Source organism: Kitasatospora sp. NPDC001660 (assembly GCF_053596725.1).
On record NZ_JBSFGU010000024.1, the window covers coordinates 24,833 to 43,840 of the forward strand.

Sequence of the window (19,008 nt, forward strand, 5' to 3'; positions counted from 1 at the left end):
GCGCTCACGGACCGGCGCACGGTCCGCTCGCGGTCGCACGGCGCCGGGCCGCCCGGACGAGGACGTCGACCAACCGGGCGAGGTCGGCGGCTCCGGCCGCGTCGTCCGCGTACCGGGTGGTCTGCAAGGGCTCGACGAGGTCCAGTCGCACGCCCTCCACGTCCAGGACGTACGAGAGCGTGAGCAGCGCCGAGCGGGCGTTGCCGTCGGGAAACGGGTGGAAGAACGCCACGTCGAGGTAGGCCCTGGCGGCACGGGAGGCCAACGGGAGCGCGGGATCGGAGCTCTGCTCCAGGCAGCGGGCGAAGTCCTGCCAGGTGGCCGCGGTGAGCCCGTAGCGCTCCCGGCCGCGTTTGGCGAACGCGTCACCCTCCCGGAAGGCGACATCGGATGTGCCGAGGACACGGCGCTGCCAGCCGGTGAGGAGGGCAGGGGTGAGCGGGCGCCGGAGCAGGGCCTGCGCACGGGAAAGGGCCGTCGCGGCCAGCAGACGGTCCGCGCGCTCGGGGTCGCGGCTGCGGACCGGACCGTCGATCCATGACACCAGCCCGTCGCGGCGCGGCACCACGGGAGCGACGTGCGCCGGACCCGCGGACGCCCAGTCGACACGCTCCCGCACCACACGCCACTGGGCCAGCGCGTCAGCCGTCACTCGCCGCCGCTGCCCGGCCGTACCCGGCCGCAAGGGCCTCTCCCACGGCGTCGACATCACTGCGGGTCGGTTCGGCCCAACTCGTGAACCGCCCGCCGATCGCGGCGTCCACGACCTGTTTCGCCGCCTCGCCCGTGATGCCCAGGGACGAGAGGTATCCCGTCAGGACCAGGCCGCAGAGCCAGTACCAACCCGCCTCGGCACCCGTGCGGTCCACGACCAGGGTCACCAGGCGGCTCACCGCCCGCTCCACGTGCCAGTCGCGGTCCTCGGCGCCCGCCGCGGCCGGCGGGGCCAGATCGGCGAAACGCCCGGCGAGTTCGTCCAGCCAGTCACGCCATTCCAGCAGCGCGGCGACGATGGCGCGGGCCGTGGCTTCGGGCTCTCCGATCGAGTGGGCCTCGCAGCACCAGCTGGTGACCACTCCACCGTTGCCGCCTTCGCCGTGCGTCCACTTCCATCCGCAGGCCCACCGCCCGTACCGCGCCGCGAGCATGTCGGTGACGCCGTCGGCGAAGCGGCGCTTTTCGTCACGGGAGGCATCGACCGGCGGGACCGTCTCGGAGATCAGGGCGATGACCCGCCTCTCCTCCTCCTCGTTCCACGAGAAGGGGTTGCCGCCGGGGTCGACAGCCGACCACGGCAGCAGGCGCGGGACCAGGTCCAGGTTGGTGAACGTAGTACTCCTCCGAAGGCCGACGCGACCGGTCGGGTGGTTGCGGGCCACGCGACGCCGGTCATCCGCTGCGCCTGGTCAGGACAGCACAGGGCAGCACAGTGCAGGGCAACAAGGCTACCCGCACGGCCTTGACCGGCCTCGGCCAGGGCCCGGGTCCGGAGCCGGGGCCGGGTGTGGGAACCCCGCGCAACAGTGCCATGTCACACCCTTGCGATGGAATATAACCTGTGACATTGTTCTGACCCTGAATCCGGTGACAGGTTGTCGTCAAGGTCCCCCTCCCTCACGCCTCGTGGCTGACGCTCCGTTGCTCATCTCCCCCACTCAGGACAAGGACACCGCAGTGCGTCTGCGCCAACCCCTTCCCCTTCTCGTGGCCGGCGCCCTCGCCGGGACCGCGTTCATGCTGCCGACCCCCGCCCTCGCCGCGCCCGCTGCGGCCGCCGCACCCGTGAAGGCGGCCGCCTCCCCCTCGATACCCAGGCCGTTCGGGGCCGAGGTCGCCTCGCAGGCGTCCGAGGCGATGGGGCGCACGGCCGCCCCGCTGACGTCGGCTCAGCTCGGGCAGGCGCTGCAGCCGGCCGGGACGGCCGTGCAGACCACCCCGGCCACCCCGCGCACGGGCGCCAAGCAGCAGGCGCCCGCTCCCGCAACGCACACGCTCTCCGCCAAGTCCGCCGCGGACGCGGCCAGTTGCGCTCCGGCCGACTTCGGATCCCGCAGTGGCGCCGGCCTGGTCTCCTTTGTCCAGGGCTCGACCACGGACTGCGTCAACACGCTGTTCAACGTCACCGGCACCGACGCGGGGAACATCTTCAAGCAGTCGCAGATGCTCACCGTCGCCGCCGCCTTCCAGGCCCAGGCCGCGCACTACACCGGCGACAACTCCACCGGCATCCTGCAGCTCGTGCTCTTCCTGCGCGCCGGCTACTACGTCCAGTCCAACAACGCCTCCGCCGTCGGCCCCTACGACGCCTCCCTCACCGCCGCCGTCAAGGCCGGCCTCGACGCCTTCTTCGCGAGCGCGCACTGGAACGACGTCAGCGACGCCAACGGCCTCGTGCTCTACGACGTGCTGATCCTCACCGACAGCGCCAACATCCAGGCCCGGTACCTGAACGTCTACAAGCAGGTCCTGAACGGCTACACCAACGGCTACAACGCCTTCCCGAAGATGGTGAAGGCCGTCAACGCCGTCCTGTTCGCGCCGCTGTGGCGGGCCAACTGGAACCCCGACTACGTGAGCGCGGTGAGCGCCGACCCGAGCGTCGTCACGGTCCTCGCGAACTTCGCGCAGAACCACAAGGACCTGCTCGGCACCGCCAACCAGTTCCTCGACGTCAACGCCGGCAACGACCTCGCCCGCACGGCCGGCGACGGCGGCTCCGTCGAGGCCTTCGCCAAGCCCCTGGTCAAGCAGGTCCTCGACGCCACCCCGGTCACCGGCAGCACCGGCCCGCTGTACGTGTACACCGCGTACAACGCCAACCAGTACGACAACGCGCAGTGCTCCTACTACGGCACCTGCGACCTGCCCGGCAAGCTCACCGCCGCCGTCCTGCCGAACTCCCTGGTGTGCGACAACCGCACCATCCGCGGCGAGGCCCTGTCCGCCGCCGACCTGGCCACCGTCTGCGCCAGCCTGCGCGGCGAGGACGGCTTCTTCCACACCATGGTCAAGGACAACGGTCCCGTCCCGAACCAGTACGGCAAGACCATCACCCTCGCCGTCTTCAAGAACCAGCCCGACTACCTCACCTACTCCTGGGCCATCTACGGCAACTCCACCAACAACGGCGGCCAGACCGTCATGGACGTCACCGACCCCAACAACCAGCCGGTGTCGGTCATGTACCAGAAGTCGTGGAACGACGGCTTCCCCGCCAACGTGTGGAACCTCAACCACGAGTACACGCACTACCTCGACAACATCTACGACATGAAGGGCAACTTCACCACCGAGATATCCGTCCCGGACATCTGGTGGATCGAGGGCGTCGCCGAGTACGAGTCCTACGCCTACCGCGGCACCACCGACACCCAGGCGATGACCGAGGCCGCCGCGCACCGCTACAAGCTGAGCACGATCTTCCAGAACACGTACGACAACTCGGACTCGGTGCGCACCTACCCGTGGGGCTACCTGGCCGTGCGCTACATGCTGGAGAAGCACCCCGCCGACGTGTACACCATGCTCGGCCACTTCCGCACCGGTGACTACCAGGGCGGCTACGCGGTCTACAACAGCCTCGGCACCTCCTACGACGCCGACTTCGACGCCTGGCTGAACGCCTGCGCGGCCGGCGCCTGCTACGCCGACGGCCCCACCGCCCTGTTCGGCCAGTCCGTCGACGGCGCCACCGTCACCCTGACCGACAAGTCCGTGGAGACCAACTCCCCGGCCAAGCTCGCCTCCTGGCACTGGACCTTCGGCGACGGCACCTCCTCCGACCAGCAGAACCCGGTGCACACCTACGCCAACCCCGGCACCTACACGGTCGCCCTGACCGTCACCGACAGCGCCGGCAAGAGCGCCAGCACCCCGTCCTCCGTCACCGTCACCACCGGCGCCGCCCTGCCGACGTGCACCGACCCGCGCACCGACGCGCTCGGCCAGAACTGCTCGCGGCCCAACCAGGCCCGCACCGCCGGCAACCTCGACTACTTCTACCTCTACCTGCCGGCCGGCACCACGACGCTGAAGGTCTCCGCCTCCGGCGGCACCGGCAACGCCTCCCTCTACTACAACGCCGACACCTGGGCCTCCCCCAGCGCCTTCACCGCCTCCTCCACCAACCCCGGCACCACCCAGAGCCTCACCGTCACCAACCCGACAGCGGGCTACCGCTACGTCAGCCTCTACGCCAACACCGACTTCAGCGGCGTGACGGTCAGCACCCAGTTCTGACCGGGGCCCTGCCCGCAACGCCCGAGCGGCGCGTCCCCAACGGGGGCGCGCCGCTCGGGCGTTGCGGGATCAGCTCTCGGTCGAGCGGCGGCGCGAGACGGCGACGAGCGCCGCGCCCGCGGCGACGGCCGCGGCGGCGCCGCCGGCCTCCCAGCCGAGGCCGTCCGTACCGGTGGCCGCCAGCTGGCCGGGGCCGGCGGAGGTGACGGCCGCTCCGGTGGTGGTACCGACGGCCGTGCCAGTCGTGCCGGTGGTCGTGGTCACCGCGGCGGGCTGGACGCCCTGGCCGTTCTGGCCGTTCTGGCCGTTCTCGCCGGACTGCGGCTGCTGCGCGGTCGTCGGCTTCGGGTCCGGGGTCCGGTCCTGGGCGGGCTTGCGGGCGGCGTCGGCCTCGTCCTGGGCGCGGGCCGTGAACTGGCCCTCCTTGAGGAACTTCACGACGTCCTCGTAGGTGCCGTCCAGCGCCCGGCCGGCCGCCGCCTTCACGGCCGGCCCGCCCTTGTCCATGATCTGCGCGAGCTTGACCCGGTCGTCGTCCTGACGGGCCCTGGCATACCCGGTCTCCAGGAAGCGCCGCACGTCCGCGGCCGTGCCGTCGAGCGCCTTGCTGCCGGCCTCGCGCACACCGGGGCCGGACTCCTTGTCGGCCATGAGGCGCAGCACCGCGACGCGGTCGTCCTCGGCCTGGGCCTTGGCCCAGCCCTCGTCGAGGAACTTCACGATGTCCGCGTCGGTGCCGTCCAGCGCCCGGTTCGCGGCCTCCTTGACGGCGCGCCCGGTGGCGGCCGACAGGATCTGCGAGACCTTCACCCGGTTGTCGTCGGCGCGCTGCTTGGGGAGTTCGACCTCCAGGAAGTGCCGCACGGCGGCGGCGTCGCCCTTGAGGGCCTTCTCGCCGGCTTCGCGAACGCCGCGGCCGGTCTCCTTGTCGGCAAGGATGGCCTGCACCTCGGCGCGGTCGCGCTTCTCCTGGTCGGCCGCGTCGTGGTTGCCGGTGTCGCCCGCCTTGTCGGAGGCGGTGTCAGGGCCGGTGACGCCGGCCGGCTGCGGGTTGTCGGCGGCCGAGGCCGCGGACGGGAAGAGGACGGCGGGGGCCAGCACGGCAGCCGCGATCACGGCGGACACCTTGGGCAGCTTCATCCAGCGAAACCTGATTCATGCGAAGAGATTGTGAACGACCTCAGCATAGATCGTTTTTGATGGTTGCCGTACCGGATTTTTGCCTGCCGGAATTGCCCCTTTGCGAGGAGGACGCGAACCGACGGGTTCGCGTCCTCCTCGTTCCGCTACCGGGCGTCAGGTCCTCCCCTGTGCGCCCCGGGCCCGGTGTGCGGGGGCGGGTGGCGCCGCGGTCCGTTCCCCTCGGACCGCGGCGCCGGTTTTCCCGTTGGTTCGGTTGCCCGGTCAGGCGCCGGCCGGGTACCAGGTGGTGCCGTTGCCGCCGGTGGTGGCGAGGGTGTCGGCGATGACGGTGGCGGGGTAGCGCGGGTGCTGCTGCAGGAACCCGCCGAAGGAGTCGAGTGACGTCGCGTCACAGACGCCGTCGGTCTTGATGCAGAAGCGCTGGACCGGCATGCCACCGGGGAAGTTCTCCGGGCCGGTGCCCGGGGAGTACGCCACGAACGGGACCAGGGTGCCCTGCGGGACGAGGTGCCAGAAGCCGGTGCCCGGCTGCATCGGGTCGGCGTAGAGCATGCCGTCGACCTGCTCGCGGGGCACGGCGGTGCCGTTGTTGGCGATCGTCTGGAGCAGCAGGTCGCCGACCCAGGCGCCCTGCGAGTAGCCGGCGATGGTGAAGCGGGCGGTGGGGTCGGCCTTGTAGGCGTTCTCCAGGGCGGCCTTGGCGTTCCAGTAGCCCGCGTTGACGCTGTCGCCGAAGCTCGGGGTGAACAGCGGGGCCGGCATCTGGTTCTGGCTGCCGACGAACGGGCCGCCGCTGGCGGGGTAGCAGACCGGGATCGCGGTGCTGCCGGCGGCGAGGCGCTGGTTGGCGAGGTCGAAGGTGTAGGTGCACCTGGGCGCGTCCAGGGCCGTTCCGGTGCCGCCGATCTCGATGTAGTAGTGGTGCGGCGCGGCCGTGTCGGCGTGCGCGGCGGTCGGCACGACGGCGGCTGCGGTGAGCGCGAGCGCCGTCGTCGCGAGGACGGCCTTGAGGCGGCGGGCGAGGCTGGCACGCATGGTCATTTCCGGTCTCCCTCGGGTCGGGTGGGACGCCGCGGCGGGTGCGGCGACCGGTGCCCATCGTGTTGTCCGGGCCGCTCGGCGGGCCAGGACGGGGACCGGCCATATCTGGCCGGTCCCCGCAAGCCCAGGTCAGGGGCCGTTTCTGACGGCGCCGTGACAGTTGTGGGCGCTGGGGGAGCCGGCCCACCCTGACCGCCCTGACCGCCCGGGCCCGCTCAGACCCTCACGACCACGCCAGCCTCGCGCGGGTCTGCCAGTACTCCCCGGCGGGCTCGGCGAGTTGCGTGAGGGTGGCGAGGTCGGTGGAGGTGAGGGGGTGGGTGGCGGCGGTGAGGTTGGAGGCGAGCTGGGCGGGGGTGGCGGCGCCGGAGAGGACGAGGTCGGCCCAGGGCTGGGCGGCGGCCGCGGCCAGGGCGAGGGCGTCGCAGGGGGTGCCGGTGCGGGTGGCCAGGGTGCGCAGGGCGGCGGTGTCGGGGCCGGTGGCGTTGCGGTCGGCGAGGCGGCCGTTGGCCATGGCCTCCTTGACCACCACGAGCCGGCCGGCCGCGTGGGCCTCGGCGAGGGCGGGGGCGGCGGAGGGCTCCAGCAGGTTCCAGGTGGACTGGACGGCGGCGAACAGCGGGCGCCCGTCCACCGTCACGGCGAGGGCGGCGCGGATGGCGGCGGCCTGGTCGGGGCCGCTGGTGGACAGGCCCACCCGCACGCCCTCGGCGGCCAGTTCGGCCAGGCGCCCGTGCAGGGCGGGGTCGGTGAGCGCGGGGCTGTCCGGGGTGACGGAGTGCACCAGGTAGATGTCCAGGTGGCGCCCGAGCAGGGCCCTGGTCTCCTTGAGCTGGCGGTCGAACACCGCCGTCGAGTGCTCCTTGATCTCGTGCGCGTCCACGCCGGAGGTGCGCCAGTCGGCGGTGTAGGTGTAGCCCCACTTGCTGCCCACCACCGTGTCGGCCGCCGCCTCGGGGTGCTCGGCCAGCCACTGCGCGACGAACTCCTCGGCGCGCCCGTACGAGCGGGCCGTGTCGACGTACCGCACCCCGGCGGCGTACGCGGCGTCCAGCAGTTCGTGGGTGCGCCGGCGCAGCGCCTCGACGCTGCGCTCGGCGGGAAGGTCGGCGTCGCGCCCGAGGTTGATGTATCCCGGGCGCCCGACGGCGGCGGTGCCCAGGCCGAACCTCGCGACGGTCGGTTCGGTGGCCGGGTTCGGCATGGCGGGCACTCCTCGGAAGATCGGGTGGGTCGTCCGTACGGACCCTATCCGGCCGGGTCGCGCGGGTCGGGGCGGCCTGCGGGGGCGGCGTTCGGCACGGGCGCGGCCGGGGCGTTGAGGGCGGCGAGCGTCGTCGGGGTGAGGCCGAAGGCGTAGGTGGCGGCGCAGGCGGCGCAGGCGGCGGTGAGCCAGCCGCCGGTGTAGACGAGGACGGCGGGGCCGATGCCGTGGCTGCCGTCGAGCAGGGGCAGCAGCACGAGGCCGGAGGGGCCGATCGCGGTGGAGCCGGTGGTCAGGCCGAGTTGTGCGAACAGGCCGACGACGGCGCCGCCCGCCGCGGCCCCGATCCCGGCCGTGACGAACGGGCGCACCAGCGGCAGTGTGACGCCGTAGATGACGGGCTCCGCGACCCCCAGGACGCACGTGGGCAGCGCGGACCTGATGACCCGGCGCAGCGAGGGGTTGTGGCGGGCGCGCAGGTAGACGGCCACGGCGGCGCCGGCCTGGCCGCCGCCGGCCATGGCGAGGATCGGGTAGAGCGCGCTGTAGCCCTGGTGCTCGATGAGCGTGGTGTGGATGGGGATGAGGGCCTGGTGCAGGCCGAACATGACGAGGGTGGCGAACGTGCCGCCGAGCACGACGCCCGCGCCGGCCCCGGCGTGGGCGAGCAGCCAGGTGGCGCCGCTGCCGATGCCGTCGGCGATGACGCCGGCCAGCGGCATCAGGACGAGCAGCGCGGCCAGGCCGGACAGGGCGACGGCGATGGTCGGCACGAGCAGCATCTGCAGGGCGTCGGGCACCCACCGGCGGGCCCGGCGTTCCAGTGCCGCGCACAGGGCGGCGGCGCCGAGCGCCCCGAGGACGCCGCCCTGGCCGGGCTTGAGGTGGCCGAAGAGGGTGTGGGTGATGGTGGCGACGCCCGGGTGGACGGCGATGCCGGCCACCGCGCCGCCGAGCACCGGGGTGCCGCCGAACTCCTTGGCCGTGTTGTGGCCGACGAACACCGCGATCAGGGACATGAAGCCCTGGGAGAGCGCGGTGGTGACGGGGATGATGCCGGTCAGGGCGGTGGTGTGGGTGGACAGGGCGAGTGAGTTGAGGGTGGCGCCGAGGCCGGCGATGACGCCGCAGGCGATGAGGGCGGGGATGAGGGGGACGAAGATGTCGGCGATACGGCGCAGGAACAGTTTGCCGGGGGTGGCGTTGGGGCGTTTGCGGTCGTCCTTCAGTGCGGCTCCCCTGGCGGCGAGGGCGTCGGCGTCCGTCGGGGAAGCCGTACCCGGATCCGTGGCCGTGGCCGGGGCCGGGGCCGGGGCGGCGTCCTCGGCCACGAGCCGCTCGAACGCCTCCGCGACGCGGTCGACGGCCGCCGGTCCGAGGACGATCTGGTAGGTGCCGTCCACGACGACGCCCAGCACCGCCGGATGGTCCTTGATCTGCTGCGTGCGCGCGAGGCCCGGGTCGGCCAGGCCCAGGCGCAGGCGGCTGATGCAGTGGGCGGTGGAGGTGACGTTGGCGGCGCCGCCGACGAGGGCGAGGAGGTCGCGGGCGGTGCGGGTGTGCGTGTCCGTCATGAGCATCTGGTTGCCCACGCGCGGTCCGGGCATACCGATCATCGTCCGTACGCACCCGCCCGCTGCCTCCGAAAGGCCCGCGCATGCTCGACCACGACGCCTCCGGATTCCTGCGCGACGGCGCACCGCACCGCATCGTCTCCGGCGCCCTGCACTACTTCCGCGTCCACCCCGACCTGTGGGACGACCGGCTGCGCCGGCTGCGCGCGCTCGGCGTCAACACCGTGGACACCTACATCCCCTGGAACTTCCACGAACTGCCCACCGGTGAGGTGGACTTCACCGGCTGGCGGGACGTCGCCCGGTTCGCCCGCGCCGCGCAGGCCCTCGGCCTGGACGTGATCCTGCGCCCGGGCCCGTACATCTGCGCGGAGTGGGACTTCGGCGGCCTGCCCGCCCGGCTGCTCGCCGTCGACGGCCTGCGGCTGCGCTGCTCGGACCCCGCGTACCTCGCGGAGGTGGACGGCTGGTTCGACGCCGTCGTGCCCGAGATCCTGCCGCTGCTGGCCGGCCGCGGCGGCCCGGTGGTCGCCGTGCAGGTCGAGAACGAGTACGGCAGCTACGGCCGCGACACCGCCTACCTGCGCCACCTGCGCGACGGCCTGGTGCGCCGCGGTGTGGACTGCCTGCTGTTCACCGCCGACGGCGCCCACGACACCATGCAGCAGGGCGGCGCCATCCCCGGCCACCTCGCCACCGCCACCTTCGGCTCCCGCGCCCCCGAGCGCCTCGCCGTGCTGCGCCGCCACCAGGCGTCCTCCCTGCCCGGGCCGCTGACCGCGATGGAGTTCTGGATCGGCTGGTTCGACCGCCTCGGCGAGCCCCACCACGTGCGCGACCCCAAGGAGAGCGCCGCCTCCCTCGACGAACTCCTCGCCACCGGCGCCTCCGTCAACCTCTACATGGCCCACGGCGGCACCAATTTCGGCCTGTGGGCCGGCGCCAACCACAGCGGCGCCCACCCCTGCGACGCCGGGTTCGAGCCCACCTCCACCAGCTACGACTACGACGCGCCGATCGGCGAGGCGGGCGAACTCACCGAGAAGTTCCACGCGCTGCGGGAGGTCATCGGCCGGTACGTGCCCCTGCCGGACGGCGAGCTGCCCGCCCCGCCGCCGCGCCTGACACCGCGCCGCCTGGAGCGCCCCACCGGACGCGCCCGCCTGCTCGCCGCCCTGGACCCGCTCTGCGCCCCGGTGCGGCGGGCCTGCCCCGAGCCCATGGAGCGCCTCGGCCAGGCCCGCGGCCTCATCCACTACCGCACCCGCGTCCCCGGACCGCGCCCCGAACTGCCGCTGCGCATCGACGGACTCGCCGACCGCGCCCACGTGTTCGCCGACGGGCGCCCGCTCGGCGTCCTCGACCGCAACAGCCCCCGGGCGACGCTGCCGCTGGCCACCGGGCCCGACGGCGCCACCCTCGACATCCTGGTCGAGGCCCTGGGGAGGGTGAACTACGGCCCCAACATGGACGACCGCAAGGGCATCACCCGCGGCGTCGCCCACGGCGACCAGCTGCTCTTCGGCTGGGAGATCCGGCCTCTGCCGCTCGACGACCTCGCCCCGCTGCGTTTCGACGCCCCGCCGTCCGTGGCGCCCGCGGACGGCGACCCGGCGTTCCACCGCTTCGAGACGGTCGTCGACACCCCCGCCGACGCCTTCGTCGCCCTGCCCGGCTGGGGCCGCGGCCTGCTGTGGCTCAACGGCTTCCTCCTCGGCCGCCACACCGCCGAGGGCCCCCAGCGCACCCTCTACGCGCCGGCCCCGCTGTGGCGCCCGGGCCGCAACGAACTCCTCGTCCTCGAACTCGACCACCACGGCGAGACGATCGACATCCGCGACCACCCCGACCTCGGCCCCACCGCCCAGGCCCCGAGCAGCGAGTACTGACCGGGCGACTGCTGCGTGGGAAGTCGACCGGGCCGGCTTCCCACGCGTCGCCCGCGGTCAGTCCCACCAGAACATCCAGTCGTACGAGCCCACGAGCAGGTCGGCGTACGCGGTGAGGCTGCCGGTGCCCTGGAAGACCTGGTCGGGGCAGAATGCCACGTGCTCGGCAGCCACCCGCAGAGCCTCGTCCCGCGTCGTGGGCGGGGCGAGGACGCTCAGCTCCAGGGCGTCGAAGCCCACGCGGACCACGCGTGCGCCGAAGCGCCGTTCCCAGTCGGCGAGGACGGCCGCGATCCGGCCGGTGTGGGCGTGGTTGGCCGGGGCCGTCCAGCCGCAGGCGGCCAGCGCCGCCGCCCCGCCGGGGGCCGCGACCAGGCCGATCCGCAGGTTCGGCCCGCCCTCCAGGGCCGAGGCCCGGATGCGGGCGCCCTCGTCGGCGTCGGCGTCCGGGACGGGGGTCGAGGGCGCCCCGGCCCTCACGCCCCCGCCGTCAGGGGATCCAGCGCCACCGGCCGCACCGCCCCGGCGGCGGCGGAGCCGGCCAGCAGGTCGGCCAGGTCGTGGGGCGGCGCCTGTTCGGCGGTCGGGGCCGCGCCCGTGATGCGGTCCAGGCGAAAGCCCCGGCCGGCGCGTCGGGTGCGGCACCAGGCGATGAGGTACCAGTTGCCGCCGGCGGTGAGCAGTCCGGCCGGTTCCACCTCGCGCTCGCTCTCCCGCCCGGCCGCGTCGATGTAGGACAGCCGCAGCACCGTGGCGCCCGTGAGGGCCTGTTCCACCGCGGTGCGGACCGACTCCTCGGTGCGGGCGGCCGGCAGCGCGACGATGCGGGCGGCGAGTTCCTGGGCGGCGGCCGCGGCGGGGCCGGTCATCGAGGCGGCGATCTTCTGGGACGCCGTGCGGGCCGCGCCGGCGTAGGGGGCGCGGGCGTCGGCCGCGGCGAGGGCGGCGACCAGGGCGGAGGCCTCGTCGGTGGTGAAGCGGATCGGGGGCAGGGTCATCGCCCGGTCGATCGACCAGCCGCCGCCGCGCCCTGTGGTGGTGCGCACGGGGACGCCGGCGTCCATGAGTGCCTGGAGGTCGCGCTGCACGGTGCGCGTGCTGACCTCGAACCGCGCGGCGAGCGCCGCGACCGTCAGCGGTCGCGGCGCCGCGGCGCGCAGTTCTTCCACCAGTGCGTAGAGTCGCGGGGTGCGGTTCACGGCGCCGACGCTACCTTCACGCGCCGGTCAGGAAGTCGCGCTCGCGCTGGTGTTCGCGCCGGGTGATGGTGAGCGGGAACAGGGTGAAGCCGTGCATCGCGCCGGCGACGACGCCGAGGTGGGCGTCCGCCCCGGCGGCCTGCCAGCGGGCGGCGAGGAAGCGCGAGTCGTCCAGGAGCGGGTCTTCGGTGCCGACGACGATCCGGGCGGGCGGCAGGCCGGTCAGGTCGGCGAAGAGCGGGGAGATGCCCGGGTCGCGGCGCTGTTCGGCGTCCGTGCCCGGCGTGAAGAGCCCGTAACTTCCGCGTATGGAGTCGGTGTTGCTCAGCAGTGGCCGGGAGCCGAAGAGCCGCTGGCTCGGTGTCATCGACAGGTCGTAGGGGCCGAAGGCCAGTTGGGCGGCCCGGAACGCGCCGGTGATGCCGTGGCGGTCGCGCAGGCGCAGCAGGGTCAGGACGCTCAGGTGGGCGCCGGCCGATTCGCCGCCGATCATCAGGCGCCTGGTGCCGAACTCGGTCTCGGCGTGGTCGACGAGCCACCGGGCGGCGGCTTCGCAGTCGTCGGGTCCGGCGGGGAAGGGGTGTTCGGGTGCCAGGCGGTAGTCGACGCTGACGACGGCCAGGCGGGCCTGCTCGGCGAGGCGCCACAGCCGTTCGTCCTGGCCGTCCGCGGAGCCGAACGCCCAGCCGCCGCCGTGGATGTGGAGGTACACGCCGTCGACGCGCTGCGGTACGAACGCCCGGACCTTCACCCCGCCGGCGACGGTCCGCTCCTGCGCCTGCGCCAGCCGCACCGGCGGGGTGTCGCCGCCGAGGCGGTTGCCGCGCAGGCGGGCGAGGGTGGCGGCGTCCAGGGTCCTGGGGCGGGGCGGGCGGTTGGCGGCGGCGGCCTCGAACTGCTCGTTGAAGGCCAGGGTTTCGGCGAGGCAGTCCTCGTCGGTGATCGTGGTCGTCGTGGTCGTCGTGGTCATCGCGGTGGTCGTCATGCGTGGATGATCACAGCCTTCCGCGACAACGCCATGTCACCCTTTTCCAGTGACCTGCGTCACACCCCGGTGTGGCGCGCCTGCGGGTGTGGCCGGCCGTTCGGTTCACCGGCGCCGCAGTGGGGGCCGGCCGTGGGCGGCGAGGACGAGGGCGGCGTAGTCGGGGGCGTCGGGGCGCACGCCGTGTCGGTCGAGGAGGGTGAACAGGTCGGCGAGTTCGGGGGGTTCGGTGCCGCGCGGGCGGCGGTCGCCGGTGGTGGGGAGGGTGCCGAGGGCCGGTCCGCAGCCGGCGGGGCGGGTGGTGGTCAGGCGCAGGCGCAGCGCGAGGCGGGGGCTGCCGGTCTCGGAGTCCTCGCCGAAGTCCATCTCCAGGCCGGTGACGTCCTGCCAGCGGTAGCGGCGGCGCAGCAGCATGCGGGAGAGGGTGAGCCCCCGGTCGTCGGCGCGCAGCCGGAAGGTGCGCGGGGCGGGCAGTGCGACGGCTGCGCCCGCGGCGATCACGAGCAGCAGTGACGGGCCGGCGCCCAGGCGGTCGACGGCGCCGCTCTCGCCGAGGACGACGGCCAGCAGCAGGCTGGTGAGGCTGCCGAGCGCCCAGCCCGCTCCCCGCCACAGGAAGCCGAGGCGCACGGTGTGGTGATGCGCGGCGGCGGTCGCATGCACGGCCTTGTTCACGGCGTTGTTCACGGCGTCTTCCACAGACCCCCCGGAGCTCGCGGCCAGGGCGGCCAGGATGGCACCCGCCACTCCACCGGTCAACTGGCGTGGAAGAGTTGGCGTACCGCATCCACTCGGGCTCATTCCGTTGAGCTATGGTGATCGCTCAGGGTCTCCTCCGTTCACCCAGGCTGAGGCGCGGAGGTCACGGGCGGGAGAGGGGTTGTCATGGCAGAGTCGCCCCGCGAGGACGGGCCGGTCGACACGTCCGGGCTCGCGGCCAAGATCGAGGCGCTGTTCCAGACGGTCCGCCGGCCGGACCGCGAGCAGTACACCAACGAGGAGGTGGCCCGGGCCTGCCGCGAGGCGACCGGGGAGTCCTTCTCCACCACCTACCTGTGGCAGCTGCGCACCGGGCGCCGGGACAACCCGACCAAGCGTCATTTGGAGGCGCTCGCACGGTTCTTCCAGGTGCCGCCCGCCTACTTCTTCGACGAGCGGCAGGGCGCCGAGATCGCCAAGGAGCTCGCCCTGCTCGGCGCGCTGCGCGACGCGGGCGTGCGCAGCCTCGCGCTGCGGGCGATCAGCCTCTCGCCCGAGGGCCTGGACACGGTCAGCGAGCTGATCGACGTCATCGCCCGCCGGGACTCCGCCCGCCGCCCGGCGTCCTCGTGACGCGTTCCTGACGGGCCTCCCGGTTCCTTCCGGACGGCCCCGCGATGACTCCGTGACGGCTCCGTGACGGCTCCCGGAGAACTGCGGGAGCCTTCCGGACGACTCAACAGGACGCAGGGACGGGTCGGGAGGACGTCCGGACGGCTCCGGAAGGCGGGGACACGGACCGTCCTGCGGAGGGCGTCCGGGCGCAGCGGCGCGGCCGGGTGCGCCACCACCTCGACCCGCGCACCCCGCGGTGGCTCACCGCCGCCGCCCGCCCCTTCCCTCCGCTCGCCGCCCAGGTCGCCGCGACCGCGCAGGCGGCCGCGCCGGCCGCCGCGCTGGAGCGGGTACCGGCGCCCTGCCCAGCCCGGGCACCCCGCACGCAGCCGGGGCGTTCAGGGGCCGGGGACGTTCACGGGCCCACGCGCTCGCGTACCACCACCGCGGCGGGGTGTTCCCGGGCGGGCCGTCGCGGCCCGGCAGGAGGGCCCGCCGGATGCCGCCGAACGGGTTCGGGCCGCCCGGACGCGGTGCCGTACGGTGCCGGCGCGCTGCGCTTCGGCGGCGCGTGGAACCCGGACCTGCCGCGCGCGTACCACGTGGTGCCCCGCCGCGGCCAAGGCGGTCGCGGCGGGGTGGTCGTCACCGGTTTCTCAGCACTGGGGCCGGCGGCCGTGATTGGCCCCGCGCCTGGCCCGCGCCTTCTTCTTGCGACGCCGCTTCGACGACATGACACCGCTCCTCTCCTAAAGGGCCGCCCCCTGCGTCCCACCGTTCCACACCACCTCCGAACGGGCCTGTCGAGCAGGGCGGGGGGGGTGGGCCGGACCAGCTGCTCGTTGTCATCGGTGGAGGTGGGGGTGGACATGAGCGGGCAGCCTCCCCGCCTCCCGCCCCGGGCGGGAGGCGGGGCCGCTCACCACTGGCCGGGCTGGTAGTTCCCCGCCGGGGTGCGGCAGATGACGTTCATCCGGTTGTAGGCGTTGATCAGGGCGATCGTCGACACCAGCGCGGCGAGCTGCTCGTCGTCGTAGTGCTTGGCGGCGTTCTCCCACACCCCGTCGCTGACGCCGCCCGCCGCGTCGGCGATGCGCGTGCCCTCCTCGGCCAGTTCGAGGGCTGCGCGCTCGGCGTCGGTGAAGACCGTCGCCTCGCGCCAGGCCGCCACCAGGTTCAGGCGCTCGGGCCGGTCGCCGGCGTGCACGGCGTCCTTGTAGTGCATGTCGGTGCACATGCCGCAGCCGTTGATCTGGCTGGCCCGCAGCAGCACCAGCTGGGTGGTGGTGTAGGGCAGGCCCGCGCCCTTGAGCGCCGCGCCGGCCGAGTTGATGAACTTGGCGAACTTCGCGCCGGTGGCGGTGCCGTAGTAGTTGAAACGGGCTTCCATGTCGGGCTCCTTCGGTTCCGCGCTCGCTGTCCTCGCGTTCGCGCTCACTGTCGCTCTCACTACCTCGACCGCCCTCGCGGCGCCGGTGTGACAGGCCGGCCCCACAACCTCACGTGACCCGCGTCACACCCGTGCCGCACCCGCGTCGCGCCCGCTACGCGCACGCCGCCTCGCGCAGGTGGCCGAGGAAGGCGGCGGCGGCCGGGGGCGGGCGGTGGCCGCGGCGGACGGCCGTGAAGACCTGCCGCACCGGGGTGTCGTCGGGGTGGAGGGCGACGAGGGCGATGTCGGGGCGGGCGGCACGGGCGGCGAGCGACGGGATGAGGGCGGGGCCGAGCCCGGCGGCGACGAGGCCGAGCTTGGCGGTCCAGCCGGCGACGGCGTACTCGACGCGCGGGCGCAGGCCCTCGCGCACGCAGGCGGCCAGCAGGGTCGTCTCGATGGTGCGGTTTGCGGCGATCCAGGGCTCGTCGGCGAGTTCGGCCAGGCGCAGGCGGCGGCGCCGGGCGAGGCGGTGGTCGCGGGGCAGGGCGACCAGGACGGGGTCCTCGACGAGCGGCTGGAGGTCGAACTGTTCATGGTCGTAGGGGTGTTCGGGGTAGGAGGCGACGACGGCGAGGTCGACGCCGCCGTCCGCGAGGCGGGCGAGCAGGTCGGCGCAGAGGCCCTCGGTGAGCGAGACCGCCACGTCGGGGTGGGCGGCGCGGAAGGCGGCGAGGGCGGTGGGCACGAGGGCGGCGTTGGCGCTGTCGAAGGCACCCAGGCGCAGGCGGCCGGCACCGAGTTCGGTGAGGGCGGTGAGTTCGCGGCGGGTGGAGTCGAGGCGCTCCAGGAGGGCCTCGGCGTGCGGGAGGAGGGCGCGGCCGTGCTCGGTCAGGCGCACGCCGCGGGCGAGGCGGTCGAACAGCGGGGCGCCGAGTTCGGCTTCGAGGGTGGAGATCTGACGGGAGATCGCGGACTGGGTGAAGCCGAGGTGCTCGCCGGCGGCGGTGAAGGAGCCGAGGCGGGCGGCGGTGCGGAAGACGTCGAGCCAAGCCATGTCCATCGGGCATGGGTACCATGCGAGACATTCGTTTGTCGCCTGGCTCGGGGCTGCCTAGCGTGGTGGCCATGAACGCCAAGGACTCCTCGAACAGGATCGCTTTCCTCGGGCTGGGCCGGATGGGCCTGCCGATGGCCCGTCGACTGGCCGCCGCCGGGCTGCCGTTGACCGTCTGGAACCGCAGCCCCGAACGCGCCGGGGACCTGCCCCGCGCCGCGACCCCGGCGCAGGCGGTCGAGGGCGCGGACGTCGTCGTCACCATGCTCGCGGACCCGGCGGCGGTCGAGGAGGTGGCCGGACGGTTCCTGGGGCACCTGGCGCCGGGGGCACTGTGGATCGACATGTCGTCGGTCGGGCCGGACACGGTGGCCGCCCTGCGCGAGCGGCTGCCGGAGGGGACGGCCCTGGTGGACGCCCCGGTGCTGGGCAGTGTCGGCCCGGCCGCGAGCGGCGACCTGACCATCTACGCGGGCGGGGAGCCCGGCGACCTCGACCGGGCGCAGCCGGTGCTGGATCACTTCGGGCGCGTGCTGCGCTGCGGGGGCCCGGGCGCGGGTGCGGCGCTGAAGGTCGTGGTGATGGGCGCGGTCGTGGCCGGGGTGACGGCGCTCGGCGAGGCGCTGGCGGTGGCGGACGCGTTCGGCCTGCCGGAGGAGCTGGCGCTGGGCGCGCTGGGGGGCGGCCCGCTCGCGGGGGTGGTGGCCCGCGCCCGCAGCCGGGAGTCGGACTTCCCGGTGCGCCTGGCCGCCAAGGACCTGGCCCTGGCCGGCGGTGGCCGGGTGCTGACGGCGGCGCGCGAGGTGCTGCTGTCGCACCCGGACATCGCGGACGAGGACCTGTCCCGGGCGGTGGCGGCGATCCGCCGGGGCTGACGCCTCGGCTGCGGGCGGGGCGGCGGCCCCTACCCCGCCCGGTTCTCCAGCCACCCGACCGCGGCCGCCCAGCTCCCGTGCCCCGGATCCACCACCTGGAAGTGGTCCGTTCCCGCGTGTTCCACGTACGTCACCGGATCGCCCGCCGCCCTCGCGGCCTCGACGTAGGCGCGGCTGTGGGTGACGGGGACGCGCTCGTCCTGGTCGCCGTGGATGATCAGGTGGGGGCGGCCGAGGGGGAGGCGGTGGAGCGGGGAGGCGTTGCGGTAGGGGGCCGGGTCGTCCTCGTAGGGGGTGCCGACGAACAGCGGGGTGGCCCCCTCCCCCAGGCTCTCGGCCGCGCAGCGCGGCAGGTCGGTGATCGGCGCGAGCGCCACCGCGGCGTTGACGAGCCCGGCGGCGGCCGTCAGCAGGGCGAGCTGCCCGCCCGCGGAGTGCCCGACCGCGATCGACGGGAGGTCGGAGATGGCGGGGCGGACGGCGTGGGCGGCGGCGATCGCGTCGAGGGTGTCGGTGAGCGAGTGCGGCCAGCCCCCGCCGTCGCCGCCGGTGCGGCGGTACTCGACGTTGGCGACGCACCAGCCGCGGCCGGCGAGGTCGGCGGCGAGGGCGTCCATCAGGTGGAGGTCGTGGCGGTCGCGCCACCAGCCGCCGTGCACGGTCACCGCCAGGCCCCGGGCGGGCGGGCCCTGCGGGTCCGCGTCCCACAGCTCGACGAAGTGGCTCGGCGCGCTCCCGTAGCGCACGACCTCACGCTTTTGCATCCGTTTCCCTCACCCACATAGACCAACGTCACGACGGGGCCAACGCTACTCCCCCAGCCGTACAAAAGGTGCCGTCACACCCCTGGGACGGAGCCACGACGGTTAGTACGATGAACATGCCGCACCTGCCGCGTGGATGGGAGGAACTACCCATGGCTGCAAGCATATTGGAGATCCGTGACGCCGGTCTGCTGGACATCGATGAGGAGGGGATCGCGTTCGAGGACGAGTTCGACGCCGATCTCGCCCCGGCGGCCTGTCTCGCCGACCCGTTCGTCACCTGGGTCCCGACAAGGTTCCCCTGCGGCGGCGACTCCTGACCTTCACGGTCCAGTTGACCAGCGGGTGAGCG

At 73.9% G+C, this 19,008-nt stretch carries 18 protein-coding genes; 5 read left to right on the plus strand and 13 right to left on the minus strand.

Going from position 1 to position 19,008, the window contains the following annotated elements; genetic code table 11:
- Positions 1 to 4 precede the first annotated feature (4 nt).
- Both ACWCXH_RS24215 and ACWCXH_RS24220 read right to left on the minus strand, forming a co-directional pair.
- The gene (locus tag ACWCXH_RS24215; protein WP_449803556.1) at positions 5 to 652 is read right to left on the minus strand and encodes a Fic family protein; all 648 of its coding nucleotides are present in this window, start codon (positions 650 to 652) and stop codon (positions 5 to 7) included.
- A complete protein-coding gene (locus ACWCXH_RS24220) occupies positions 642 to 1,379 on the minus strand; it encodes a hypothetical protein (RefSeq protein WP_449803557.1) in 738 nt (245 codons plus the stop codon). Before ACWCXH_RS24220 ends, ACWCXH_RS24215 begins: the two co-directional genes overlap by 11 nt.
- Before the next feature lie 295 nt (positions 1,380 to 1,674).
- Here ACWCXH_RS24220 and ACWCXH_RS24225 point away from each other — a divergent pair, with 295 nt between their 5' ends.
- A complete protein-coding gene (locus ACWCXH_RS24225; RefSeq protein WP_449803558.1) occupies positions 1,675 to 4,239 on the plus strand; it encodes a collagenase in 2,565 nt (854 codons plus the stop codon).
- A gap of 69 nt (positions 4,240 to 4,308) precedes the next feature.
- Here ACWCXH_RS24225 and ACWCXH_RS24230 read toward each other — a convergent pair whose 3' ends face one another.
- From ACWCXH_RS24230 to ACWCXH_RS24245, 4 genes are all read right to left on the minus strand, one after another.
- On the minus strand, positions 4,309 to 5,379 hold the full coding sequence (locus ACWCXH_RS24230) for an ALF repeat-containing protein (RefSeq protein ID WP_449803559.1): 1,071 nt from the start codon (positions 5,377 to 5,379) through the stop codon (positions 4,309 to 4,311).
- A gap of 264 nt (positions 5,380 to 5,643) precedes the next feature.
- Positions 5,644 to 6,423, minus strand: coding sequence for a PE-PPE domain-containing protein (locus ACWCXH_RS24235; protein WP_449803560.1), 780 nt, complete (start codon positions 6,421 to 6,423; stop codon positions 5,644 to 5,646).
- Positions 6,424 to 6,646: 223 nt separating this feature from the next.
- A complete protein-coding gene (locus tag ACWCXH_RS24240) occupies positions 6,647 to 7,627 on the minus strand; it encodes an aldo/keto reductase (protein WP_449803561.1) in 981 nt (326 codons plus the stop codon).
- A 44-nt stretch (positions 7,628 to 7,671) separates the two neighbouring features.
- A complete protein-coding gene (locus ACWCXH_RS24245; protein WP_449803562.1) occupies positions 7,672 to 9,234 on the minus strand; it encodes a PTS transporter subunit EIIC in 1,563 nt (520 codons plus the stop codon).
- Positions 9,235 to 9,284: 50 nt separating this feature from the next.
- Here ACWCXH_RS24245 and ACWCXH_RS24250 point away from each other — a divergent pair, with 50 nt between their 5' ends.
- Positions 9,285 to 11,090, plus strand: coding sequence for a glycoside hydrolase family 35 protein (locus ACWCXH_RS24250; RefSeq protein WP_449803563.1), 1,806 nt, complete (start codon positions 9,285 to 9,287; stop codon positions 11,088 to 11,090).
- 57 nt (positions 11,091 to 11,147) lie between these two features.
- On the opposite strand, the gene ACWCXH_RS24255 is transcribed toward ACWCXH_RS24250, so the two are convergent.
- From ACWCXH_RS24255 to ACWCXH_RS24270, 4 genes are all read right to left on the minus strand, one after another.
- A complete protein-coding gene (locus ACWCXH_RS24255; RefSeq protein WP_449803564.1) occupies positions 11,148 to 11,570 on the minus strand; it encodes a DUF4253 domain-containing protein in 423 nt (140 codons plus the stop codon).
- On the minus strand, positions 11,567 to 12,289 hold the full coding sequence (locus ACWCXH_RS24260; protein WP_449803565.1) for a helix-turn-helix transcriptional regulator: 723 nt from the start codon (positions 12,287 to 12,289) through the stop codon (positions 11,567 to 11,569). The genes ACWCXH_RS24255 and ACWCXH_RS24260 overlap by 4 nt, the downstream gene beginning before the upstream one ends.
- 16 nt (positions 12,290 to 12,305) lie before the next feature.
- The gene (locus ACWCXH_RS24265; RefSeq protein ID WP_449803566.1) at positions 12,306 to 13,274 is read right to left on the minus strand and encodes an alpha/beta hydrolase; all 969 of its coding nucleotides are present in this window, start codon (positions 13,272 to 13,274) and stop codon (positions 12,306 to 12,308) included.
- A 105-nt stretch (positions 13,275 to 13,379) separates the two neighbouring features.
- On the minus strand, positions 13,380 to 13,961 hold the full coding sequence (locus tag ACWCXH_RS24270; protein WP_449803567.1) for a hypothetical protein: 582 nt from the start codon (positions 13,959 to 13,961) through the stop codon (positions 13,380 to 13,382).
- 198 nt (positions 13,962 to 14,159) lie between these two features.
- On the opposite strand from ACWCXH_RS24270, the gene ACWCXH_RS24275 reads away from it, so the two are divergent.
- The gene (locus ACWCXH_RS24275) at positions 14,160 to 14,606 is read left to right on the plus strand and encodes an XRE family transcriptional regulator (RefSeq protein WP_449803568.1); all 447 of its coding nucleotides are present in this window, start codon (positions 14,160 to 14,162) and stop codon (positions 14,604 to 14,606) included.
- A 901-nt stretch (positions 14,607 to 15,507) separates the two neighbouring features.
- On the opposite strand, the gene ACWCXH_RS24280 is transcribed toward ACWCXH_RS24275, so the two are convergent.
- Together ACWCXH_RS24280 and ACWCXH_RS24285 are read right to left on the minus strand one after the other, a co-directional pair.
- Positions 15,508 to 15,978, minus strand: coding sequence for a carboxymuconolactone decarboxylase family protein (locus ACWCXH_RS24280; RefSeq protein ID WP_449803569.1), 471 nt, complete (start codon positions 15,976 to 15,978; stop codon positions 15,508 to 15,510).
- Positions 15,979 to 16,132: 154 nt separating this feature from the next.
- Positions 16,133 to 17,023: a LysR family transcriptional regulator gene (locus ACWCXH_RS24285; protein WP_449803570.1), complete on the minus strand. Its 891-nt coding sequence runs from the start codon at positions 17,021 to 17,023 to the stop codon at positions 16,133 to 16,135.
- A gap of 65 nt (positions 17,024 to 17,088) precedes the next feature.
- Here ACWCXH_RS24285 and ACWCXH_RS24290 point away from each other — a divergent pair, with 65 nt between their 5' ends.
- Positions 17,089 to 17,892, plus strand: coding sequence for an NAD(P)-dependent oxidoreductase (locus ACWCXH_RS24290; protein WP_449803571.1), 804 nt, complete (start codon positions 17,089 to 17,091; stop codon positions 17,890 to 17,892).
- 29 nt (positions 17,893 to 17,921) lie between these two features.
- On the opposite strand, the gene ACWCXH_RS24295 is transcribed toward ACWCXH_RS24290, so the two are convergent.
- Positions 17,922 to 18,656, minus strand: a complete 735-nt coding sequence (locus ACWCXH_RS24295; protein WP_449803572.1) for an alpha/beta hydrolase family protein — start codon at positions 18,654 to 18,656, stop codon at positions 17,922 to 17,924.
- Between the two features lie 152 nt (positions 18,657 to 18,808).
- Here ACWCXH_RS24295 and ACWCXH_RS24300 point away from each other — a divergent pair, with 152 nt between their 5' ends.
- A complete protein-coding gene (locus ACWCXH_RS24300; protein ID WP_449803573.1) occupies positions 18,809 to 18,976 on the plus strand; it encodes an SflA family class IV lanthipeptide in 168 nt (55 codons plus the stop codon).
- Positions 18,977 to 19,008: the final 32 nt, after the last annotated feature.

Excerpts from the sequence above, each read along its gene's own strand:
- ACWCXH_RS24230 (WP_449803559.1), bottom strand. The coding sequence starts at position 5,379 with ATGAAGCTGCCCAAGGTGTCCGCCGTGATCGCGGCTGCCGTGCTGGCC.
- ACWCXH_RS24235 (WP_449803560.1), bottom strand. The coding sequence starts at position 6,423 with ATGACCATGCGTGCCAGCCTCGCCCGCCGCCTCAAGGCCGTCCTCGCG.
- ACWCXH_RS24240 (WP_449803561.1), bottom strand. The coding sequence starts at position 7,627 with ATGCCGAACCCGGCCACCGAACCGACCGTCGCGAGGTTCGGCCTGGGC.
- ACWCXH_RS24245 (WP_449803562.1), bottom strand. The coding sequence starts at position 9,234 with ATGCCCGGACCGCGCGTGGGCAACCAGATGCTCATGACGGACACGCAC.
- ACWCXH_RS24250 (WP_449803563.1), top strand. The coding sequence starts at position 9,285 with ATGCTCGACCACGACGCCTCCGGATTCCTGCGCGACGGCGCACCGCAC.
- ACWCXH_RS24265 (WP_449803566.1), bottom strand. The coding sequence starts at position 13,274 with ATGACGACCACCGCGATGACCACGACGACCACGACGACCACGATCACC.
- ACWCXH_RS24275 (WP_449803568.1), top strand. The coding sequence starts at position 14,160 with ATGGCAGAGTCGCCCCGCGAGGACGGGCCGGTCGACACGTCCGGGCTC.
- ACWCXH_RS24280 (WP_449803569.1), bottom strand. The coding sequence starts at position 15,978 with ATGGAAGCCCGTTTCAACTACTACGGCACCGCCACCGGCGCGAAGTTC.
- ACWCXH_RS24285 (WP_449803570.1), bottom strand. The coding sequence starts at position 17,023 with ATGGACATGGCTTGGCTCGACGTCTTCCGCACCGCCGCCCGCCTCGGC.
- ACWCXH_RS24290 (WP_449803571.1), top strand. The coding sequence starts at position 17,089 with ATGAACGCCAAGGACTCCTCGAACAGGATCGCTTTCCTCGGGCTGGGC.
- ACWCXH_RS24295 (WP_449803572.1), bottom strand. The coding sequence starts at position 18,656 with ATGCAAAAGCGTGAGGTCGTGCGCTACGGGAGCGCGCCGAGCCACTTC.
- ACWCXH_RS24300 (WP_449803573.1), top strand. The coding sequence starts at position 18,809 with ATGGCTGCAAGCATATTGGAGATCCGTGACGCCGGTCTGCTGGACATC.